Genomic DNA, 19529 nt, shown 5'->3' on the forward strand with positions numbered 1-19529 from the left:
ACTCAACGCGCCAGTGGCAGCGCATAAGCGCGCACATAGTCACCCGCGCGCGTGCCCAGCGAGCCGTGGCCGCCGGCCACCACGAGCACAAACTGCCGGCCGTCGGCGACGGCATAGCTCATGGGTGTGGCCTGGCCGCCGGCAGGCAGGCGGGACTTCCAGAGTTCGTCGCCGTTGTTGACGTCGTAGGCGCGCACATAGTCGTCCACCGTGCCGGAGAGGAAGGCAACGCCGCCGGCCGTGGCGAGCGGGCCGCCCAGGTTGGGCACGCCCATGCGAAACGGCAGCGGCAGGGGGGTGAGGTCGCGCACCGTGCCGTTTTTGTGCTGCCAGGCGACGGCGCCGGTGACGAGGTCGGCGCCGGCCACATAGCCCCAGGGCGGCGCCTGGCAGGGGATGCCCAGCGGCGACAAAAAGGCGCTGAGCTTGACGGCAAAGGGCGCGCCGAAGTTTTCATTGAGCGAGGGCAGGCTGCCTTCGGGCCGCTGCTTGCCCTGGACCATCAGTGTCGTGTCGTCAGTACGCGGCACCAGCTTTGAAACAAAGGCCAGGTAGGTCGGCGTAGTGAACACCATCTGCCGCACCGGGTCCACGGCCACGCCGCCCCAGTTGAAGACGCCGAAGTTGCCGGGGTAGACCAGCGTGCCCTGGGTGGACGGCGGCGTGAAACGGCCCTCATAACGCAGGCGGTGAAAAGCGATGCGGCAATACAGCTGGTCGAACATGGTGGCGCCCCACATGTCGCGGTCGGTCAGCGGCGGCGGGTTAAAAGACAGCGCCGACTTCGGCTGCGTGGGCGCGCTGCGGTCGCCCTGCGCGGCACCCTGCGGCGCGGGGACTTCGGTAACGGGCAGCAGCGGCGTGCCGGTGCGGCGGTCCAGCACAAAGATCTCGCCCTGCTTGGTGGGCTGCACGAGGGCGGGCACCTTGTTGCCGCCTATGTTGAGGTCCAGCAGGCTGGGCTGGGCCGGCACGTCGTAGTCCCAGAGGTCGTGGTGCACCGTCTGGAAATTCCAGCGCACCTTGCCGGTGGCCAGGTCCAGCGCGACGACGGAGGAGGAATAGGTTTCCACCGCCGGGCTGCGATTACCGCCCCACTGGTCGGGCGGCTGGTTGCCCAGGGGCACGTAGACCATGCCCAGCGCCTCGTCGACGCTGGAGATGGACCAGCTGTTGGGCGAATTGGCGGTGTAGGTCTGGCCGGGCGCGAGTGGTGCGCTGCTGCCCGGCCGGCCCGAATCCCAGGCCCACACCAGGGCGCCGGTGTTGATGTCGAAAGCGCGTATGACACCGGACTGCTCCTGGGTGGAGACGTTGTCGAGCACGGTGCCGCCGACGATGATGAGGCGCGAAGTCACGACCACGGGCGAGGTCGAGTAATAGGCGCCGGGCTTGCGGTTGGGCATGCCGGCCCAGAGGTCGATTTGCCCGGTGCCGCCGCCAAAGGCGGTGCAGGGTTTGCCGGTCTCGGGGCTCAGCGCGATCACGCGCCCGTCGGCCGTGGGCATAAAAAGTTTGGCCGTGCAGCCGTCGGCGGCCGGGGGTTTAGGCGCGGTGGCCGGCGGCTGGTAGGACAGGCCGCGGCAGGTCAGGTGCTGCAGCGCAAGCTTGTCCTGGATCTCGGGGTTGAAGCGCCAGGCCTCGGCGCCGGTGGTGGCGTCCAGCGCGATCACCGACTGGTGCGGTGTGCAGAAGAACAGCCGGTTGCCGACCTTGAGCGGGGTCACCTCGAAGGTGGTTTCCTGCGGGTCGCCGGGGCGGCCGCGCATGTCGCCGGTGCGGTACTGCCAGGCCAGCTCCAGGCTCTTGACGTTGTCGGGCGTGATCTGCGCCAGCGGCGAATAACGCTGGCCCAGGCCGCTGCGGCCGTAGGCATGCCATTCATCGGCCGGCACGGTGTCGGCCGGTTGCGCAGCGGCGCTGGCGCCCATGGGCGGCAGGGGCAGCATGCCCACTACGCGGTTGTCATCGTGAAACCAGGTCACGACTGCCGCGACCAGGAAGGCGCCCAGCGCCGAACCGAGGGCCCAGCGCCCGCCGCGCGCACCGAGAAAGCCCTCGTGGCCGATGGCGTGGATGGGCCAGGTGCGGGCGACCCGCGGCGTCAGCAGGAAAAGTCCGATGAGAAACACCACGCCGCCGCGCGCCGCCAGCGGCCACCAGTCCAGCCCGGCCTCCCACAGCGCCCAGGCCAGTGTGCCGCCGACCACCAGGGCGAACACCCACAGGCCGGACGGGCTGCGGCGTGCCAGCAGCACGCCCGCCAGCACAAAGCCCAGGCCCGCGAGCAGGTAGTAGGAGCTGCCGCCCAGCACGACGAGCCAGCACCCGGCAAGCAGCAGGGGCACACCGAGCACCAGCAGGACCAGGCCCGCCGCCCAGGCCGTGCGGCGTTTGAGCGGGTCGACAGGCTTGAGCGCGGGGTTGACAGGGGAGGGGTTGTAAGTCGGCATTTTTGTTCTTCGTGTTTTTGTGTTCTTGTGTTCTTGTGTTCTTTGGACCGCGCGGTTCAGCCATGGGCCTGGCATGGAGGCGTCAAAAAAACACAGCGGCTGTGGAACCAATCTAGTCCGCACGCGCCGCCACGCGCGTCAGCCTCGGGCTGAGATGTCTGTAGGAAGGCCCTGGCCCCAACCCGGTTCTGTGCGCCAGCGAACAGACCCGCGCGCCGAATGCGCGCCTGCTGGGGGGCACGGCATGCGTCATCGTGGAGTCCTGCGGGTTCGCATGGCGGCAACCCAGGGGAACACCAAAAATGAAAGCACTTGTTTACGGCGGGCCGGGCCTCAAGGCCCTTGAAGACCGCCCCAAGCCGGAGGTCCAGGCGCCCGGCGACGCGGTCGTGAAGATCACCAAAACCACGATTTGCGGCACCGACCTGCACATCCTCAAGGGCGATGTTTCCACCTGCGCGCCGGGGCGCATCCTGGGGCACGAGGGCGTGGGCGTGGTCGATTCGGTGGGCGCGGGCGTGACGGCGTTTCGCCCCGGCGACCGGGTGCTGATTTCCTGCATCTCGTCCTGCGGCAAGTGCGAGTACTGCCGCCTCAGCATGTATTCGCACTGCACCACCGGCGGCTGGATCCTGGGCAACCAGATCGACGGCACGCAGGCCGAGTACGTGCGCACGCCGCATGCCGATACCAGCCTGTACCCTATCCCGGCCGGCGCGGACGAGGAGGCGCTGGTGATGCTCAGCGACATCCTGCCCACGGGTTTTGAATGCGGCGTGCTCAACGGCAAGGTGGTGCCGGGCTCCGCGATCGCGATTGTGGGCTCGGGACCCATAGGGCTGGCGGCGCTGCTGACGGCGCAGTTCTACACGCCGGCGCGCATCATCATGGTGGACGTGGACGAGCACCGGCTGGCCGTGGCCAGGCGCTTTGGCGCCAGCGACACGGTCAACAGCCAGAACGGCGATGCGGCCCGGCAGATCATGGCGCTGACGGCCGGGCGCGGCGTGGACACGGCCATCGAGGCTGTGGGGATTCCCGCGACCTTTGAACTCTGCGAGGACATCGTGGCCGCGGGCGGCACGATTGCCAACGTGGGCGTGCATGGCAGCAAGGTGGACCTGCACCTGGAAAGGCTGTGGTCGCACAACGTGACCATCACCACGGGGCTGGTCGACACCATGTCCATCCCCATGCTGCTCAAGACCGTGCAGTCCAAAGGCATCGATGCCGGGCTACTGATCACCCACCGCTTCAAGCTCGGTGAGATCCTGAAGGCCTATGAGACCTTCAGCCAGGCCGCCGACACCAAGGCGCTGAAGGTGATCATCGAGGTGTGATGCCGGCGGCACTTTCCTGATCGAGCAGGGCCGGCTGATGGCCAACGACGTCAAGGGCGTGGTGCTGAAAGGCTCAAGCCACTGGCTAATGGAAGATGCACCCGAGCAGGTGTTTTCTGAACTGCCGCAGTTCCTGGACTGAGCGCAGGCGCGCCAAGCCGGCAAGCTGGTTTCCTCCTCCGGTTGGAGGATGCGAGGGTTGGGCCTGGCGCGCTATAACCGTCAAGCCTACCTGTTCCGGGCCGCACCCGCTTGCAGCCCTTTCGATGTCGAAAGGAACCGCCATGCCTGTCTTTCGAAACCTCGTTCACGCCGGAGTTTTCTTCAGCCTTGCAGCGCTTCAATTTGCGATGCCTGTTCATGGGCAAACCGCGGACAAGGCCAAGGCTTCCAAGACCCCTGAACTCCTGACCAAGGAAAGCCTTTTTACGGGGACCAGCCTCTCCGCGGAGAACCAGAACATTGTTCTGGGAAATCTGTTGAAGCACTACGACCAGCGCATCCTCATCCCGAAGGAAGCGAGCATGAAAATCCCGGAATCCAAACCCGGGATTTTTCCGGACCTCAAAGTCTTCGGCAAGGAGACCCCGGACCCCTGCGCAAGCAATGCAGACGCCAAACAACTGGCCGCCATGCACCAGTTGCTGGCCACAACGCTGTCGGCCAGGCCTAAAGACGTCAAGGAATTCAACGAGAGCACACCCAAGGGCTGCGACCTGAGCCGGCTGCGCTACTACCTTTCCGTGACGGCAAAACTGTTTCCGGAGGAGAACAAAAAATGAAACTCTCCAGAATTTTCTTTCTTGTTTTTTTCTGCATGGCTTTGTCGTCCTCCGGCCGTGCACAGGACACCGGGATCAACTTCAAGGAAGTCGCGGCGCAGGCCAGCACGACCGCGGCGCCACAGGGTGTTCCGGCAAACACGGGCAATGAGGCGGCCGCGGCCGAGGCACTGAAAAAATACTATGCCTACCTCGCCTGGCAGCACGAGTTCGCGCAGCGCTCCTGGAACTGGCATTTCTACTCAACTGTTTTGATGTTTGGCATCGTGCTGGCCATCGTCGGCTTCGGCTTGTGGATGACCTATCTGCAATTCAACCGGGACTACGGGCTGCAGCAAGTTCATCGCCGCAGAAAGGAAAAAGGCGCGGCGGTTGCCGCCGACGGCGCGGGGCAACAAGCCGTCCCGGCGCCCCTCGCCGGCACGATGAAAATTTCCGCCGCGGGCATGGAGCTCAGCTCGCAGATCATCGGCCTGTTCGTGCTGGGTTTCTCCTTGGCGTTCTTCTACCTCTACGTCAAAGAGGTCTACCCGGTACAGGTGCTTAATCTGAGCGAGTCCGCCTCTTCGCCGGCCGTCGAAAGCAAAACCCCTCCCGCCAAACCTTAGCCGCGGGACTCAAGCCGCACGTTTTTTCTTTGCTGCGGCCTGGGTGCCCTTCGTCGCGGCCCTGCCGGGCATTCGCAGCTCATGCGGCTCCAGGAAAAACTGCGTGTTGCCCACCAAGCGCTCCACCGCCAGGTCGATAAAGGCGCGCGCCCGTGCCGGCTGTGCGTTGCGGCTGCCGTAGTAGACGTGCAGGCCCAGGTGCTCGGTGACGTGCTGCGTGAGCAGCGGCACCAGCAGGCCGGCGCGCACCAGCGGCGCGGCGGTCGCGCCTATGAGCTGGCCTATGGCCTGGCCGGCGACGACGGCGCGGGCTTCGAGGTCCACGTCGTTGCTCAGGAAGGAGGTCGCGACGGTGCGGGCCACCACCTCTTCCCCCACCTTGAATTCCCAGGGCATGGTCTTGCCGGTGCCCGTGTGGTGAAAGCCGGTGCAGCGATGCTGGGCCAGGTCTTCAATGGTCTGGGGTGCACCGTTCCGCGCGATGTAGGCCGGTGAGGCGCAGACGACGAGCTGCAACGGCAGGATGCGCCGCGAGATGATGCCGCCCTCGGGCGGCGAGCCGGCGCGAAAGCCGACGTCGACGCGGTCCTCGACCCAGTTACCAATACGGTCGTCCATCTGGATGTCGGGCTCGACCTGCGGATGGCGGCGGCAGTATTCCTCGAGCACCGGCCACAGCACCTCCAGCATGATGGATCGCGGCGCGGCAATGCGCAGCAGCCCGGCGATCTCTTCGCGGCCGCGGCGCGCGCCGTGCAGGGCGCGCTGCAGGGTGGACAGCCCGGGCTGCGCGGCCTGCAGAAACTGCTGGCCCTCTTCGGTCAGGCTCAGGCTGCGCGTGGTGCGGTGGAACAGGCGCACGCCCAGGTGGCGCTCCAGCTGCACCAGCGCCTGGCTGGCGGCCTGCGGCGTGATGGCCTGGGCCGCGGCGGCCTGGCGCAGGCTGCCGAGTTCGGCCGCCTTGACGAAGGTGGCGATGGCGCGCAGTTCGTTCAGTGCCATGGCGGCTCTCCTGGGGCTGGGACGACAATTATCACGATTTGCTTGATTATGAACCCAGCGACTGCCAGCTATTCAACACGCAATCGAAAACCTACATTGCCCTCCTCAACTACTTTTTTTCAAGGGGCAAGGCCATGAATGCAAAGACGGATTTCAAACGGGTGTGGATGATCACCGGCGCGGCGCGCGGCATAGGCGCGCGCATCACCGAAGCGGCGCTGGCGCGCGGCGAGGCGGTGGTGGCGACCTCGCGCGACGCGGCTTCGGTGCAAAAGCGCTTTCCTGCCAGCGACGCGCTGCTGGCGCTGCCGCTGGACGTGACCGATGAAGCCCAGGCTGCCACGGCGGTGCAGGCCGCGCTGGCGCGCTTCGGCCGCATCGACGTGCTGGTCAACAACGCGGGTTACGGCCTGCTGGGCGCGGTGGAAGAAGCCACGGCCGACGAGGTGCGGCGCCTGTATGACACCAATGTGTTCGGCCTGCTCAACGTGACGCGCGCCGTGCTGCCGGCCATGCGCGCGCGCCGCCGCGGCCACGTCATCAACATCTCCTCGCTGGGCGGCTACCAGTCGGGCCCGGGCTTTGGCGTGTACTGCTCAACCAAATTCGCGGTCGAGGGCCTGAGCGAAGCGCTGCACGGCGAGCTTGCGCCGCTGGGCATCCATGTGACGGTGGTGGAGCCGGGTTATTTCCGCACCGACTTCCTGGACAGCAACTCGCTGGCGGTGTCGCCGCGCATCCTGGACGACTATGCCGCCAGCGCCGGCCAGGTGCGCGTGGCCGCCACGCGCATCAACCATAACCAGGCCGGTGACCCGCTGCGGCTGGCGCAGGCCATGCTGGCGCTGGTGGATGCAAGCGCCCCGCCGCTGCGCCTGCCGCTGGGCACCGATACCTTGCAAACAATTGCGGACAAGCATGCGTTTGTGAACGCTGAACTGAAGGACTGGAAGGCGCTGGCCGCCTCGACGGATTTCCCCACGGAAGCGCTGGCAGCCTGAGCTGCGGTGCGTCAATCAAAAAGGCCTCGCGAGAGGCCTTTTTTTGTGCAACGAAGATCACGCCGCGCAGGGTGCGAGTTTTTTCGCGGGCCACATGCGCACCACCAGCGCGGCGGCACCAGCGACCGCCGCCATCACACACACGCCCTGCCAGCCGGCCCGCGCCAGCACCACGCTGCCCAACCAGGCGCCGCTGGCCATGCCGCTGAACATGCCGATAAACAGCACGGCGTTGAGGCGGCTGCGCGCGGCGGGCTCTATGCCGTAGATGATGGTCTGGTGCGCGATCAGCGTGGCTTGCGCGCCCAGGTCAAACACCACCGCACCTAAAGCAATGAGCCACAGCTGGTCGGGGCCGGCAGCCATGGCGACAAAGGCGGCGGCCACCAGCGCCGCGCCCAGCCGGGTCACGACTTCGGGGCCTTTGCTGTCGGCCAGGCGGCCGGCCAGCGGCGCGGCCAACGCACCGGCGGCCCCCGCCAGGCCGAAGGCGCCGGCCGCGCCGCTGCCCAGGTTAAAGGGCGCGGCGTGCAGCATGATGGCCAGGGTGGACCAGAAGGCGCTAAAGCCAATGCTGATCAGCCCCTGGGCCAGGGCCGCGCGGCGCAGCGCGCCGTGGCGCTTCCACAGCGTGGCCAGCGAGCCCAGCAGCGCCAGATAGGGCAGTTGCGTGGTCGGCGCAAAACGCGGCAGGCGCCGCCACACGGCCACGCCCAGCAGCGCGATGCTGAGCGCCGCGGCCACAAACATGCTGCGCCAGCCAAGCTGCTCGGCCACGACGCCGGCCACCACACGCGACAGCAGTATGCCCAGCAGCAGCCCCGTCATCACCGTGCCCACGGTTTTGCCGCGCTGGGCTTCGGGGGCGAGCGTGGCGGCGGCCGGCACGATGTCCTGCGCCAGCGTGGCCGCCAGGCCGATCGCCAGGCTGGCCAGCGCGAGCACCGCCACCGAAGGCGCGGCGGCGGCCAGCAGCAAAGCCAGCACCAGGGCGACGGCCTTGCCCAGGATGATGCGGCGGCGGTCATAGCGGTCGCCCAGGGGCGCGAGCAGCCCAATGCCCAGCGCATAACCCAGGGTGGTCAAGGTGGGCACCAGGCCTATGGCGGCGGGCGTGGATTTGAATTCGGCCAGCAGCAGGGCCAGCATGGGCTGGCTGTAATACAGCGAAGCCGCGCCCAGGCCGGCGCCGGTGGCGAGCAGCAGGATCAGCGAAAGCGGCAATGCCGGCGCGGCGTGGTCATGCGTATAAAGAGTGGAGGTCATGGCAGGAGTCCAGGTTTGAAGCAGGATGCGAGTATGCGGGCCGGGTTTTGCACTGTGAAGGCGGCTATTGGGCACAATGGTCATACGTCAAACGCATGCAAGAACGCAGAACGGACACCCCATGAAAACCGCGCCGGACCGGATTGAACTGATGCAGACCTTTGTGCGCATCGTGGAGGCGGGCAGCCTGTCGGCCGCCGCCGCGCAGATGAACGCCACGCAACCCACGGTGAGCCGGCGCCTGCAGGCGCTGGAGCGATCGCTGGGGCTCAAGCTGCTGCAGCGCTCCACCCATGCGATGAAGCTGACCGAGGACGGCGAGCGCTGCTTTAGCCGCGCCAAGGAGTTGCTGGGCAACTGGGACGCTTTTGAGGCCGACCTGCGCGGCACCCAGGAGGTGCCGGAGGGCACGCTGCGCGTGGTGGTGCCGCACGCGCTGGGCCAACAGCAGCTGGTGGGGCCGGTGGTCGATTATTTGCGGCGCCACGAGCGCGTGACGGTGGAATGGCTGCTGCATGACGGCACGCCGGACTTCATCGCCCAGGGCATCGATTGCGCGGTGCATGTGGGCGCGGTGGAAGACCCTTCGCTGGTGGCCGTGAAGATCGCCGAAGTCCGGCGCATCGTGGTGGCCGCACCGTCGCTGCTGCAGGGCCGGCCGCCGCCGCTGCAGCCGGCCGAGCTGCAAGGCCTGCCCTGGCTGGCGCTGCAGACTTTTTACCGCAACGAGGTGGCGCTGACGCGGCGCCACGCCGGCCGGGACAGCGAGGACTACCGCTTCGCGATACGGCCGCGCCTGGGCACCGACAGCCTGTTCGCGCTGCGCAATGCCACGCTGCTGGGCCTGGGCGCGAGCATCGCCTCGACCTGGCTGGTGGCCGACGATGTGGCAGAGGGCCGGCTGCTGCACCTGGCGCCCCAGTGGTGCGCGGCGCCGCTGCCGGTTTACCTGATCTATCCCTATTCGAGTTTTTACCCGGCCAAACTGCGCCGCTTTGTGGAGGCGCTGCGCGAGGGCCTGCCCCCGGGCATGGGCCTGCCGACGCGGCCGGAACCGATGGGCGCCGCCTGAGCGGGCGCGGCTGCCGGGCTAAACCCGGGCCGTGTCCACAGCCTGCTGTAGCAGCCAGGCGGCAAACACGTCCACTGCGCGGTTCGTGTTGGCGGTGGCCGAGCGCTGGCACAGGTAGTAGCCGCGGCCGGTGGGAACGCAGATGTCGAAAGGCAGGACCAGCTGGCCGCTGCGCAGCTCGCTCTCGATCAGGCAGGGCTGGATGACGATGGCACCCATGCCGGCGGTGGCCGCGACGATGAGGTTGTTGCCAAGGTCAAAGCCGGGGCCCAGCGCGGGCAGGGTTTTTTTCACGCCCGCGCCTTCCATCCAGACGGCCCAGTTGCCCGGGTAGTTGATGTGATGGAGCAGGGGGCGCGTGGCCAGGTCCGCCGGCTGCTTGAGGTTGCGCGCCAGCGCGGGCGTGCAGGCCGGCGTGATCTCCTTGCCCAGCAGGTAGCGCCCCTGGATGCCGCGCGGCCACTTTTTGCCGGGCCGCTTGAGCGCGATCCACAGGTCGACGTCATCGCGCGTGAAGTCTTCATCAAAGCGGAACTGGCGCAGTTCCACTTCGATGCCCGGGTTCAGGGACTGAAAGCCTGCCAGCCTGGGAACCAGCCAGCGCGTTCCCAGGGTCGGCAGCACACTGACCCGGACCTTGCGCTGTGCGGGCGCACCGCCGAACTGCGTGACCGCCGACTCCAGCCCGGCCACATGCGCTTCCACCAGCTTCTGGAATTCACGCCCGCGGGCCGTGGGCACCACGCCCGTGGCTTGCCGGTCGAACAGGCTGCAGCCCAGCCTTTGCTCCAGCCGCAGGATGGCCTGGCTGACGGCGCCCTGGGTGACGGAGAGAACCTCGGCCGCGCGGCGAAAACTGCCGAGCTGGCAGACCCCGAGAAAGGCGTGCAGCTCGGCCAGCGACGGTGACTTGAACTTCATGGAGCGCATTAGATCATCTAATCACCTGCTTTGAAATTGTCGTTTGCCCTGCGGCGGCCGCGGCCGCACACTGCGGCCCATGAGCAACACCGAGCCCGTCAAAGTCATTCGCCCTACCGACAATCCCATCGCGCTGGTATGCGATTCACCGCACAGCGGCACCTGCTATCCGCAAGACTTCGATTTCGCGATCGAATTGCAGCAGCTGCGGCAATGCGAGGACACATTGATCGAGCAGCTGTGGGACGCCGCCCCGCTGGTGGGCGCGACGCTGGTGCACGCGACCTTTCCACGCAGCTACATCGACACCAACCGCGCTGAGGACGACATAGACCTTGCGATGCTGGACGGCGAATGGTCCGGGCCGGTGGCGCCCTCCGATCGCTGCCTGCGGCTTGGCAACGGCCTGGTCTTCAGCAAGACACCGACGCTGGAGCCGATTTACAACCGCCGGCTCCACGCCCGCGAGATTGCGCAACGGATTGAAAGCTGCTGGCGGCCGTACCGCCGCGCGCTGGCCGATGCGCTGACCGGCGCAAGCACACGGCAGGGCGGGTGGTGGCACCTCAATCTCCATTCCATGCCCAGCAATGCCTATGCGCGCCTGGGACTTCCGGAGAAGCCCCTGGCCGACATCGTGCTGGGCAACCTGCACGGCGCAAGCTGCGACGCGGCGTTTGTGGATGTTGTGGGCGAAGCCTTCAGGCGGCACGGTTACACGGTGGCACTGAACGACCCTTATGCGGGCCAGGACCTGGTGCGCAGCCTGGGCCGGCCCGCGCTCGGGCAGCACAGCCTGCAGGTCGAGATCAACAGGGGCCTTTACCTCGACGAAAAAACACGCGAGCCCAAGCGGCGGTTTCCTGAACTCAGGAAGCGCATCCACCTGGTGCTGCAGGACATCGCGAATTACATCAGGGAAGAAACCGTTCAGGCCGAACGCAAGGCCAAGCTCAAGGACACAGCATGACACTTATCCGCAACCGCAGGCAGGTTCTCGGCATGGCGGCCGGCGCTGCCGGCGTGATGGCCTGCCCGGCCTTCAGCCAGGCACGCGCCTGGCCCAACCGACCCATCACGCTGATCGTGCCTTTTCCACCCGGCGGCGCGGTGGACATTTCGGCGCGCGCCGTCTCCGACAAGCTGGGCAGGCTGCTCGGCCAGCCGGTGGTGATCGACAACAAGGCCGGCGCGGGCGGCGCCATAGGCACCGGCATAGGCGCGAAGGCCGCGCCCGACGGCTACACGCTGGTGGTCACCTCGCAGTCGACCCATGTGGTCAACCCCGCGGTGTCAAGCAGCCTGCCGTATGACGCGGTCAACGATTTCGCCTACATCACGCTGATCGACAGGCTGCCCAATGTGCTGGTCGCCAGCGCCAAGCTGCCCGTCAAGAACTTCGCCGAGTTTGTGCGTTACGCCAAGGCCAATCCGGGCAAGCTGAACTACGCCTCATCGGGCAACGGCTCAGTCGCGCATCTGAGCATGGAGCTGCTCAAGGCCAAGCTGGGCCTGTTCATCACGCACATTCCTTACCGGGGTTCCGGGCCGGCGCTGACGGATTTGCTGTCGGGGCAGGTGCAGCTGACCTGGAACAACCTGTCCTCCAATCTCGGCATGCTGCAGAACGGGAGCCTGCGCGCACTGGCCGTCGCGGCGCCGCTGCGCGTGCCGCAGCTGCCGGATGTTCCGACTTTTGACGAGCTCAAGCTGCCCGACCTGAACCTCACCTCGTGGACGGGACTGGCCGCACCGGCAAAGACACCGGAGCCCATCATCCAGACGCTGTATGACGCGATGCGCAGCATTCTTCGCGACAAGGACACGCAGGAAACCTGGCGCAAGCGCGGCGCCATGCTTCCCGAGAATGTGCGGCCCGCCGAGTACCGGCAGGAAGTGATTCAGCGCATCCAGTTCTTCAAGAACGTCGCGCAGGCCAACAAGATTGTGCTGGACTAGGCGAGTATGAATCCCCGCCACCCTGGCGTCACGCCCCAGCCGGACGGCTGACACCCACGCCTTTCCCCCTGAAGTTTCTTGCTGCCCGCCGAAGACGAAATCTTCAGCGGCCTGGGCGAGCTTTGCCCGCGAAAACCCCAGCGGCGGTGATGAATCTCCGCCATCGACAAAAACATTTGAGGAGTGAGGGATGAAACTGAAGATGATCTGCCTGGCCGCCATGGCCGCCGGTGCAATAACACCCGTGGCCGCGCTGGCGCAAAGCACGGTGACGATTTACGGGAGGATGGACACGAGCTTTGAGAACTCGAAGACCGGCTCCATTTCCCAGACCCTGATCACGGGCAACGCCTCCCGCCTGGGCTTCAAGGGCGTCGAAGACCTGGGCGGCGGGCTCAAAGCCCTGTTTGGGCTCGAGATGGGAATCTCTTCCGACACCGGGGCATCAAGCACGCCGATGTACCGCAACTCCTACGTGGGGATTGGCGGCGACTTCGGCGTCGTCAACATCGGCCGCATTGATTCGGCCGCGCCCAGCCGCACGCCGATTTATGCCATCCTGAGCCGGAATGTGGAGTACGTGATCCACGACGCGGGCGCCACGGCCATAGGCACCTCCATCTTCAATGCGCGCACGCGCGTGTCGAATGCCATCGGCTACGCCAGCCCGGTCATCGGCAATGTTGTGTTCCGCGCCGGCCACTACCTCAACGGCGAAGGCCTGGCGGAAAACCCGGCCGGCCCGATACGCTTTGAGGGCGACTACAAGCAGACCGATGTGTCGGTCAGCTACGGCGAAGGCGGCGGCCCCCTGGGGCTGGGCTTGGGCTACGGCAGCGACAGCAAGCGCGGTGGCGCCCTGCTCAACGACTTCAGGAACAAGTGGATGCTGGTCGGCTCCTACGACTTCGGCGAAGTGCGGGCCTGGGCGGTTTACAACCGCGACAACTTCGTGGGCGGCCCGCTGTCACGCAGCAAGGTCGATGCGCAGATGATTGGCGCCTCCTGGGACCTGACACCCAGCAGCAAGATCATGGGCAACTACATCCGCAAGGATGTGCAGAGCGATCCGGCCGGAAAACTCAAACGCTTCCAGGCGGGGTATTCCTACAAGATGAGCAACCGCACCTCGCTGTATGCCTTTTATGACCGCACCGATCCCAACAACCGTGTCGCCAACGACCTGATCCGGGTTTACGGCGTGGGCATCCTGCACAACTTCTGAGCGGCCAGCCAGCCGGACAGGCCTACTGCTCGCAGAGGCCTTTTTCCACCATATCGATCACGCGCTGGCCGATCTGCTGCATCTGCGGGCCCATGAGCGGGCCCAACGGACCGTCCACGACCAGCATGGCCAGGCCGTGCACCGCCGACCAGGCGAGGAATTCGGCGCCGGGGCGGCGCCCGGGCGGCAGCAGGCCTGCGCCCACCAGTTTGTCGATCGCGGCGCCCAGCAGCTCAAAGGGATCCAGCCCGCTTTGGCCTTTGCGCTCGCTGTCCGCGGGCGCGCCCTGGGCTCTTTCCTTCAAATCATCCGAAGGGCCGAAGGCCGTGCGGAACAGCCCGCTTTCGGCCTGCGCAAAACGCAGGTAGCCGGTGCCGACCGCGCGCAGGTTGGCGCGGGCGAATTCGGCGGGCGATAGGTCCGGCGGCAGCGCGGCCAGCTCGGCCTCCATGGCGCGGGCCACGGCCGCCAGGGCGACGGAGCGCACCGCATAGAGCAGGACCTGGCGGCTTTCGAAATGGCGGTACGCGGCATTGGGCGCAACGCCCGCGCGGCGCGTGGCTTCGCGCAGCACCACGGCCTCGGGCCCGCCCGCGCGGGCCAGCTCCACGGCGGCGTCCAGCAGGGCGCGCCGCAAGTCCCCGTGGCGGTAAGTGCTGCGGGGTGACGGTATCTGGGGCGCGCTCGACATGGCTTGTTACTTATTTATGTGGACAGCGTTCATTATCTTTGCTATTCTTTTGTGGACGGTGTACACAATACTGCTGATCCGGCCCCCGCACAAGACCCCGGATCCTGGATTTCCCCTCTGGCAAACACTTTTTCAAGAAGGACGAGCATGCAGAAAATCACCCCCTTCCTGTGGTTCAACGACCAGGCCGAGGAGGCCATGAACTTTTATGTCTCCATCTTCAAGAACTCGAAGATCACCATGCTCAGGCGCTACGGCAAGGAAGGCCCGGGGCCGGAGGGCTCGGTCATGACCGGCAGCTTCGTGCTCGAGGGCCAGGAATTCATGGCGCTCAACGGCGGCCCGCATTTCAGCTTCACGCCGGCGATTTCGCTGTTCGTGGACTGCAAGACGCAGGAGGAGGTGGACGAGCTCTGGGACAAGCTGTCGGCCGGCGGCGCGCCCAACCAGTGCGGCTGGGTGCAGGACAAGTTCGGCCTGTCCTGGCAAATCATCCCGACGGCGCTCGGCGAAATGCTGGGCGACAAAAACCCGGCCAAGGCCGGCGCCGCCATGGGCGCCATGCTCAAGATGCGCAAGATCAATATCAAGGACCTCAAGGAAGCCTACGACAGGGCCTGAGGAATCCAGACACCGTTTTATTCAACCCACTATTCACCCAAGGAGAGATCTCCGTGAGCACCAAGATGTTTGTGAACCTGGCCGTGAAAGACCTGGACAGGTCGGTGAAATTTTTCACCGCGCTGGGCTTCAGGTTCAACCCGCAATTCACCGACAAGAACGCCACCTGCATGATCGTGAGCGAGGAAAATTTTGTGATGTTGCTGGTCGAGGACTATTTCAAGACCTTCACGCCCAAGCCGGTGGTCGACGCGCGCAAGAGCACCGAGGTGCTGATCTGCCTCTCGGCGGACAGCCGCGAGGCCATAGACGCAATGGTCCGCAAGGCCGTGGCCGGCGGCGCGACCACGCCCAGCAAGGCGCAGGACCACGGTTTCATGTACCAGCACGGTTTCGAGGATCTCGACGGCCACATCTGGGAGCTGGTTCACATGAACGTTGAAGCCCACGCCGCGCAAAAGAACGCCTGAAATCCCCACCCCCACCAATCCCCATCAACCCTTTATCCACCAAGGAGCCCACCATGCTGGTCCAGTCCTACCTGTTTTTCAACGGCCGCTGCGAAGAGGCCATCAACTTTTACCGCAAGGCGCTGGGCGCCGAAGTGAAGATGATGATGCGCTTCAAGGAAAACCCCGAACCCATGACCGAGGGCTGCGGCCCCGGCGGAGCCGCCATTCCCGGCGACAACATCATGCACGCCTGCTTCAGGATTGGCGAATCGGAAGTGATGGCCTCCGACGGCATGGGCACCGGCCAGCCGGAGTTCAAGGGCTTTTCGCTGTCGCTGACCGCGGCCAGCGACGCCGAGGCCAATCGCCTCTTCAATGCGCTGGCCGACGGCGGCAAGGTGGAAATGCCCATCATGAAAACCTTTTACGCCTCGTCCTTCGGCATGGTGGTCGACCGCTTCGGCGTGTCGTGGATGGTGATCAAGCCCCTGCCCATGCCCTGAGGCGGCGGCACATGCAGTTCCTTTTGATCATTAGCCACGACGCGGCCTTCGCGCCCACACCGGCGCTGGTGGCCGAGATAGGCGCCTGGGTCCGCGACATGCAGGGCCGCGGCATCCTCCAGCACGGCAACCCGCTGCGCCCGCCCGGCGACGCGATGACGGTGCGGGTGCGCGGCGGCAAACGCAAGGTGAGCAGCGGCCCCTTCACCGACAGCGCGGAAAAAATGGCGGCCTACGGGCTGATTGAATGCGCCGGCATGCAGGAGGCCATCGACATCGCGGCCGGTCACCCCATGGCCCGCGCCGCGACCATAGAGGTCAGGCCGGTGTGGTCCGACCTGCCGCGCATGGCCGCGTAAAACACACAGCACGAAAAGATGCCCATGAAGCTTTATTACTCGGACACGCTGAACCCGCGAAAAGCCTGCGCGGTCGCCAGGCACTTGAAGCTGCCCGTGGAGTTCATCCACGTCGCGCTCGAAAAGGGCGAGCACCGCACGCCGGAATTCTGCGCGATGAACCCGAACGCCAAGGTGCCGGTGCTGGTCGACGGCGAACTGGTGCTGTGGGAATCGAACGCCATCATGTGCCACCTGGCCGAAAAAGCCGGCTCGGATTTGTGGCCGCGGGACGATCGCCGCATCGAGGTGCTGCGCTGGCTGATGTGGGACGCCACCGAGTTCGAGCCGGCCGCCGCCACGTTTTATTTCGAGCACATCATCAAGCCGCGTTTTTTGCGCAGCGAAGCCGACCCGGCTGAAATCGCCAGGGTGACACCGGCCTTCGAACGCTACGCCGGCGTGCTGGAGGCACACCTCAAAGGCCGCGACTACCTGGTGGGCAACGCGCTGACGGTGGCCGACTTCGCGGTGGCCATCACCTTGCCCTATGCGGGCAAGACCGGGCTGCCGCTGCAGGCCTTTCCGGAAATCCGGCGCTGGCATGCGCAGCTCAACGAACTGCCGGCCTGGCGCGAGCCTTTTCCCGCATTGCGGGCCGCCGCGGCCGCGTGATCCGCCGCGGAATCAATAAAGGCCGGCGAACGCTTGGCGTATGCGCCGGCCTGTGCAGCCTACAAGCTGTTGGCGACTTAACGGGCCGGTGCGGGAACGATCACGACCGTGTCACCGGTCTGGCCGGTCTGGCCAGTCCTTCCGGTATTGCCGGTGGCACCGGTTGCGCCCGTGGCACCCGTGGCGCCTTCATAGCCGGTGGAGCCGGTTGCACCTGTCGCGCCGGTGGCGCCCGTCGGGCCGGGAATGCCCACGCCCGCGCCCGTGGCACCTTTGGCACCATCGGTACCGGAGGCGCCGGTGGCGCCAGCAGGGCCGGCGGGGCCGGGAACCGTGACAACGGCGGCAGGCGGCGCGACAACCGTGCGTTCACAGGCGCTCAGGGCCAGCGTGCCGGCAAGTGCGGCTAAAAGCAGGGGGTATTTCATAAGAGGTCCTTGGTGAGAAATTCGCACGGATAGCGTGCGCCAACAGTTCGTTCCCAGGGCCTGTCAACAGGACCTGACCGTAAACTGTTTTTTTTACGGACCATGTGCATGAAACCGATATCGGCCACAACGCTTTGCCGGAGCACAAACATCCGGAAACCGCGCAGCGGTCGCCGTATGCCTGGCTGCCTTGAAAGAATCATTTCCGATGCAGACAACAGGATGAATGTCCAAGTTACCCATGGACGGCCGTGCATGCTGTAGGACGGGCCCACGACAGCCTGTCCCGAATCAGCGGCAGCGCGCCCTCACAAACGGCCGCGCCGCGCAGAAAACCCCTGGCGGGCATTTTTCACCCGCGCTCTATAGAATGATCCGGGTCTCTTCTGGCACCAGTCTTCCGGTGCCACTTTCATCAGGATGCCGCGTGCAAGCCAATCCCATTATTTCGATACAGCAACTCAGCAAAACCTACGCCTCGGGCTTTCATGCGCTCAAGTCCGTGGACCTGGAGATACGGCGCGGCGAAATTCTCGCGCTGCTGGGCCCCAACGGCGCGGGCAAGACCACCCTGATCAGCATCATCTGCGGCATCGTCAGGCCCAGCTCGGGCACGGTGACCGCCGACGGCCACGACATCGTGCGCGACTACCGGGCCGCCCGCGCCAAGATAGGCCTGGTGCCGCAGGAGCTGTCGACCGACGCCTTTGAAACCGTGTGGTCCACCGTGAGTTTCAGCCGCGGCCTGTACGGCAGGGCGCCCAACCCGGCCTATATCGAAAAGGTGCTGCGCGACCTGTCCCTGTGGGACAAGAAGGACAGCAAGATCATGACGCTCTCGGGCGGCATGAAGCGCCGGGTGCTGATCGCCAAGGCGCTGTCGCACGAGCCGACCATCCTGTTCCTGGACGAGCCCAGCGCGGGCGTCGACGTCGAGCTGCGCAAGGGCATGTGGCAAATGGTGCGCGACTTGCGCGACAGCGGCGTGACCATCATCCTGACCACGCACTACATCGAGGAGGCCGAGGAAATGGCCGACCGCATAGGCGTGATCAACAAGGGCGAGCTGATCCTGGTCGAAGACAAGGCCGTGCTGATGCGCAAGCTCGGCAAGAAGCAGCTGAGCCTGCAGCTGCAGACGCCGCTGCAGAACATTCCGGCCGCGCTGGCCGGGCTGCCGCTGGAGCTGGCCCAGGAAGGCCGCAGCCTGGTTTACACCTTTGACACGCAGACCGAGGAAACCGGCATCGCGGCCCTGCTCAGGCAGCTGGCCGAACTCGGCATCGACTTCAAGGACCTGCATTCGAGCGAGAGTTCGCTCGAGGACATCTTCGTGAGCCTGGTGCATGCCGGCCAACCCGCCACCCAGAAGGAGGCCGCATGAACTGGCACGCCATCCGCGCGATCTACCGCTTTGAAATGGCGCGCACCTTCCGCACGCTGATGCAGTCCATCGCCTCGCCGGTGATCTCCACCTCGCTCTACTTCGTGGTGTTCGGGGCCGCCATCGGTTCGCGCATGGGCGACATCGAGGGCATACGCTACGGCGCCTTCATCATCCCCGGCCTGGTCATGCTGTCGCTGCTCAACGAGAGCATCTCCAATGCCGCCTTCGGCATCTACATGCCGAAATGGTCGGGCACGATTTACGAGCTGCTGTCGGCGCCGGTGTCCTCCATGGAGGTGGTGATGGGCTATGTGGGCGCCGCGGCGAGCAAATCCGTCATGCTGGGCCTCCTGATCCTGGCGACGGCGCGGCTGTTCGTGCCTTATGAGATCGCCCACCCTTTCTGGATGCTGTGCTTTTTGCTGCTGACGGCGCTGACCTTCAGCCTGTTCGGTTTCATCATCGGGCTGTGGGCCGACAACTTCCAGAAGCTGCAGGTCGTGCCGCTGATGGTGGTGACGCCGCTGACCTTTCTGGGCGGCGCGTTTTACGCCATCAACATGCTGCCGCCGCTGTGGCAGAAGATCGCCCTGTTCAACCCGGTGGTCTACCTGATCAGCGGCTTCCGCTGGAGCTTTTACGGCGTGGCCGATGTCAATGTGGGCCTCAGCGTGCTGGCCATCCTGGGCTTTCTGGCGCTGTGCCTGGGCGTGGTGTGGTGGATCTTCCGCACGGGCTGGAAGCTCAAGGCCTGAGAAAGCTTGGGAACACGGCGGGAGGCCACGGCTGCCGGGCCGGCGGCGTG

21 protein-coding genes are annotated in these 19529 nt (G+C 65.7%); 15 read left to right on the forward strand and 6 right to left on the reverse strand.

The window, feature by feature from the left end; genetic code table 11:
- Positions 1-2: 2 nt before the first annotated feature.
- Entirely contained in the window at positions 3-2453 is a 2451-nt protein-coding gene (locus AC1DUN_RS22060) for a glucose/quinate/shikimate family membrane-bound PQQ-dependent dehydrogenase (RefSeq protein WP_477715860.1), read from the reverse strand.
- 302 nt (positions 2454-2755) lie between these two features.
- On the opposite strand from AC1DUN_RS22060, the gene AC1DUN_RS22065 reads away from it, so the two are divergent.
- The 3 genes from AC1DUN_RS22065 to AC1DUN_RS22075 all read left to right on the forward strand — a co-directional run bounded on the left by AC1DUN_RS22065 (position 2756) and on the right by AC1DUN_RS22075 (position 5183).
- A complete protein-coding gene (locus AC1DUN_RS22065; protein WP_477715861.1) occupies positions 2756-3793 on the forward strand; it encodes a zinc-dependent alcohol dehydrogenase family protein in 1038 nt (345 codons plus the stop codon).
- A 266-nt stretch (positions 3794-4059) separates the two neighbouring features.
- Positions 4060-4575: a hypothetical protein gene (locus AC1DUN_RS22070; RefSeq protein ID WP_477715862.1), complete on the forward strand. Its 516-nt coding sequence runs from the start codon at positions 4060-4062 to the stop codon at positions 4573-4575.
- Entirely contained in the window at positions 4572-5183 is a 612-nt protein-coding gene (locus tag AC1DUN_RS22075) for a hypothetical protein (RefSeq protein ID WP_477715863.1), read from the forward strand. The genes AC1DUN_RS22070 and AC1DUN_RS22075 overlap by 4 nt, the downstream gene beginning before the upstream one ends.
- Before the next feature lie 9 nt (positions 5184-5192).
- On the opposite strand, the gene AC1DUN_RS22080 is transcribed toward AC1DUN_RS22075, so the two are convergent.
- Positions 5193-6185: a LysR family transcriptional regulator gene (locus tag AC1DUN_RS22080; RefSeq protein ID WP_477715864.1), complete on the reverse strand. Its 993-nt coding sequence runs from the start codon at positions 6183-6185 to the stop codon at positions 5193-5195.
- A gap of 134 nt (positions 6186-6319) precedes the next feature.
- On the opposite strand from AC1DUN_RS22080, the gene AC1DUN_RS22085 reads away from it, so the two are divergent.
- Positions 6320-7186: an oxidoreductase gene (locus AC1DUN_RS22085; protein WP_477715865.1), complete on the forward strand. Its 867-nt coding sequence runs from the start codon at positions 6320-6322 to the stop codon at positions 7184-7186.
- A gap of 57 nt (positions 7187-7243) precedes the next feature.
- Here AC1DUN_RS22085 and AC1DUN_RS22090 read toward each other — a convergent pair whose 3' ends face one another.
- Complete coding sequence (locus tag AC1DUN_RS22090; RefSeq protein ID WP_477715866.1) at positions 7244-8452, reverse strand: MFS transporter; 1209 nt, start codon at positions 8450-8452, stop codon at positions 7244-7246.
- Between the two features lie 121 nt (positions 8453-8573).
- Here AC1DUN_RS22090 and AC1DUN_RS22095 point away from each other — a divergent pair, with 121 nt between their 5' ends.
- Positions 8574-9524, forward strand: a complete 951-nt coding sequence (locus AC1DUN_RS22095) for a LysR family transcriptional regulator (RefSeq protein WP_477715867.1) — start codon at positions 8574-8576, stop codon at positions 9522-9524.
- 18 nt (positions 9525-9542) lie between these two features.
- On the opposite strand, the gene AC1DUN_RS22100 is transcribed toward AC1DUN_RS22095, so the two are convergent.
- Positions 9543-10445, reverse strand: coding sequence for a LysR substrate-binding domain-containing protein (locus AC1DUN_RS22100; protein WP_477715868.1), 903 nt, complete (start codon positions 10443-10445; stop codon positions 9543-9545).
- Between the two features lie 79 nt (positions 10446-10524).
- Between AC1DUN_RS22100 and AC1DUN_RS22105 the strand changes: the two genes are divergently transcribed.
- From AC1DUN_RS22105 to AC1DUN_RS22115, 3 genes are all read left to right on the forward strand, one after another.
- A complete protein-coding gene (locus AC1DUN_RS22105) occupies positions 10525-11415 on the forward strand; it encodes an N-formylglutamate amidohydrolase (RefSeq protein WP_477715869.1) in 891 nt (296 codons plus the stop codon).
- Positions 11412-12404, forward strand: coding sequence for a Bug family tripartite tricarboxylate transporter substrate binding protein (locus AC1DUN_RS22110; protein ID WP_477715870.1), 993 nt, complete (start codon positions 11412-11414; stop codon positions 12402-12404). The genes AC1DUN_RS22105 and AC1DUN_RS22110 overlap by 4 nt, the downstream gene beginning before the upstream one ends.
- Positions 12405-12594: 190 nt before the next feature.
- A complete protein-coding gene (locus AC1DUN_RS22115) occupies positions 12595-13629 on the forward strand; it encodes a porin (RefSeq protein ID WP_477715871.1) in 1035 nt (344 codons plus the stop codon).
- Between the two features lie 22 nt (positions 13630-13651).
- Here AC1DUN_RS22115 and AC1DUN_RS22120 read toward each other — a convergent pair whose 3' ends face one another.
- Positions 13652-14320 (reverse strand): TetR/AcrR family transcriptional regulator, encoded by a 669-nt coding sequence (locus AC1DUN_RS22120; RefSeq protein ID WP_477715872.1) that lies wholly within the window; start codon positions 14318-14320, stop codon positions 13652-13654.
- A gap of 147 nt (positions 14321-14467) precedes the next feature.
- On the opposite strand from AC1DUN_RS22120, the gene AC1DUN_RS22125 reads away from it, so the two are divergent.
- The 5 genes from AC1DUN_RS22125 to AC1DUN_RS22145 all read left to right on the forward strand — a co-directional run bounded on the left by AC1DUN_RS22125 (position 14468) and on the right by AC1DUN_RS22145 (position 16909).
- A complete protein-coding gene (locus AC1DUN_RS22125; protein ID WP_477715873.1) occupies positions 14468-14941 on the forward strand; it encodes a VOC family protein in 474 nt (157 codons plus the stop codon).
- A 65-nt stretch (positions 14942-15006) separates the two neighbouring features.
- Positions 15007-15411, forward strand: coding sequence for a VOC family protein (locus AC1DUN_RS22130; RefSeq protein ID WP_477715896.1), 405 nt, complete (start codon positions 15007-15009; stop codon positions 15409-15411).
- Positions 15412-15464: 53 nt separating this feature from the next.
- Entirely contained in the window at positions 15465-15896 is a 432-nt protein-coding gene (locus tag AC1DUN_RS22135) for a VOC family protein (RefSeq protein WP_413328824.1), read from the forward strand.
- Positions 15897-15907: 11 nt separating this feature from the next.
- On the forward strand, positions 15908-16255 hold the full coding sequence (locus AC1DUN_RS22140; RefSeq protein WP_477662225.1) for a YciI family protein: 348 nt from the start codon (positions 15908-15910) through the stop codon (positions 16253-16255).
- A gap of 24 nt (positions 16256-16279) precedes the next feature.
- Complete coding sequence (locus tag AC1DUN_RS22145; RefSeq protein WP_477715874.1) at positions 16280-16909, forward strand: glutathione S-transferase family protein; 630 nt, start codon at positions 16280-16282, stop codon at positions 16907-16909.
- Between the two features lie 77 nt (positions 16910-16986).
- On the opposite strand, the gene AC1DUN_RS22150 is transcribed toward AC1DUN_RS22145, so the two are convergent.
- A complete protein-coding gene (locus AC1DUN_RS22150) occupies positions 16987-17337 on the reverse strand; it encodes a collagen-like protein (RefSeq protein ID WP_477715875.1) in 351 nt (116 codons plus the stop codon).
- 427 nt (positions 17338-17764) lie between these two features.
- On the opposite strand from AC1DUN_RS22150, the gene AC1DUN_RS22155 reads away from it, so the two are divergent.
- Together AC1DUN_RS22155 and AC1DUN_RS22160 are read left to right on the forward strand one after the other, a co-directional pair.
- Positions 17765-18721 carry an ABC transporter ATP-binding protein gene (locus AC1DUN_RS22155; RefSeq protein ID WP_477715876.1) on the forward strand — a complete coding sequence of 319 codons (957 nt, stop codon included), beginning with the start codon at positions 17765-17767 and terminating at the stop codon, positions 18719-18721.
- A complete protein-coding gene (locus AC1DUN_RS22160; RefSeq protein ID WP_007871861.1) occupies positions 18718-19479 on the forward strand; it encodes an ABC transporter permease in 762 nt (253 codons plus the stop codon). The genes AC1DUN_RS22155 and AC1DUN_RS22160 overlap by 4 nt, the downstream gene beginning before the upstream one ends.
- Positions 19480-19529: the final 50 nt, after the last annotated feature.

This window comes from Polaromonas sp. P4_F6 (assembly GCF_056401275.1).

What these genes read in the sequence shown, in the direction of transcription:
- AC1DUN_RS22060 (WP_477715860.1), bottom strand. Translation starts at nt 2,453, where the DNA reads ATGCCGACTTACAACCCCTCCCCTGTCAACCCCGCGCTCAAGCCTGTC.
- AC1DUN_RS22065 (WP_477715861.1), top strand. Translation starts at nt 2,756, where the DNA reads ATGAAAGCACTTGTTTACGGCGGGCCGGGCCTCAAGGCCCTTGAAGAC.
- AC1DUN_RS22070 (WP_477715862.1), top strand. Translation starts at nt 4,060, where the DNA reads ATGTCGAAAGGAACCGCCATGCCTGTCTTTCGAAACCTCGTTCACGCC.
- AC1DUN_RS22075 (WP_477715863.1), top strand. Translation starts at nt 4,572, where the DNA reads ATGAAACTCTCCAGAATTTTCTTTCTTGTTTTTTTCTGCATGGCTTTG.
- AC1DUN_RS22080 (WP_477715864.1), bottom strand. Translation starts at nt 6,185, where the DNA reads ATGGCACTGAACGAACTGCGCGCCATCGCCACCTTCGTCAAGGCGGCC.
- AC1DUN_RS22085 (WP_477715865.1), top strand. Translation starts at nt 6,320, where the DNA reads ATGAATGCAAAGACGGATTTCAAACGGGTGTGGATGATCACCGGCGCG.
- AC1DUN_RS22090 (WP_477715866.1), bottom strand. Translation starts at nt 8,452, where the DNA reads ATGACCTCCACTCTTTATACGCATGACCACGCCGCGCCGGCATTGCCG.
- AC1DUN_RS22095 (WP_477715867.1), top strand. Translation starts at nt 8,574, where the DNA reads ATGAAAACCGCGCCGGACCGGATTGAACTGATGCAGACCTTTGTGCGC.
- AC1DUN_RS22100 (WP_477715868.1), bottom strand. Translation starts at nt 10,445, where the DNA reads ATGAAGTTCAAGTCACCGTCGCTGGCCGAGCTGCACGCCTTTCTCGGG.
- AC1DUN_RS22105 (WP_477715869.1), top strand. Translation starts at nt 10,525, where the DNA reads ATGAGCAACACCGAGCCCGTCAAAGTCATTCGCCCTACCGACAATCCC.
- AC1DUN_RS22110 (WP_477715870.1), top strand. Translation starts at nt 11,412, where the DNA reads ATGACACTTATCCGCAACCGCAGGCAGGTTCTCGGCATGGCGGCCGGC.
- AC1DUN_RS22115 (WP_477715871.1), top strand. Translation starts at nt 12,595, where the DNA reads ATGAAACTGAAGATGATCTGCCTGGCCGCCATGGCCGCCGGTGCAATA.
- AC1DUN_RS22120 (WP_477715872.1), bottom strand. Translation starts at nt 14,320, where the DNA reads ATGTCGAGCGCGCCCCAGATACCGTCACCCCGCAGCACTTACCGCCAC.
- AC1DUN_RS22125 (WP_477715873.1), top strand. Translation starts at nt 14,468, where the DNA reads ATGCAGAAAATCACCCCCTTCCTGTGGTTCAACGACCAGGCCGAGGAG.
- AC1DUN_RS22130 (WP_477715896.1), top strand. Translation starts at nt 15,007, where the DNA reads ATGTTTGTGAACCTGGCCGTGAAAGACCTGGACAGGTCGGTGAAATTT.
- AC1DUN_RS22135 (WP_413328824.1), top strand. Translation starts at nt 15,465, where the DNA reads ATGCTGGTCCAGTCCTACCTGTTTTTCAACGGCCGCTGCGAAGAGGCC.
- AC1DUN_RS22140 (WP_477662225.1), top strand. Translation starts at nt 15,908, where the DNA reads ATGCAGTTCCTTTTGATCATTAGCCACGACGCGGCCTTCGCGCCCACA.
- AC1DUN_RS22145 (WP_477715874.1), top strand. Translation starts at nt 16,280, where the DNA reads ATGAAGCTTTATTACTCGGACACGCTGAACCCGCGAAAAGCCTGCGCG.
- AC1DUN_RS22150 (WP_477715875.1), bottom strand. Translation starts at nt 17,337, where the DNA reads ATGAAATACCCCCTGCTTTTAGCCGCACTTGCCGGCACGCTGGCCCTG.
- AC1DUN_RS22160 (WP_007871861.1), top strand. Translation starts at nt 18,718, where the DNA reads ATGAACTGGCACGCCATCCGCGCGATCTACCGCTTTGAAATGGCGCGC.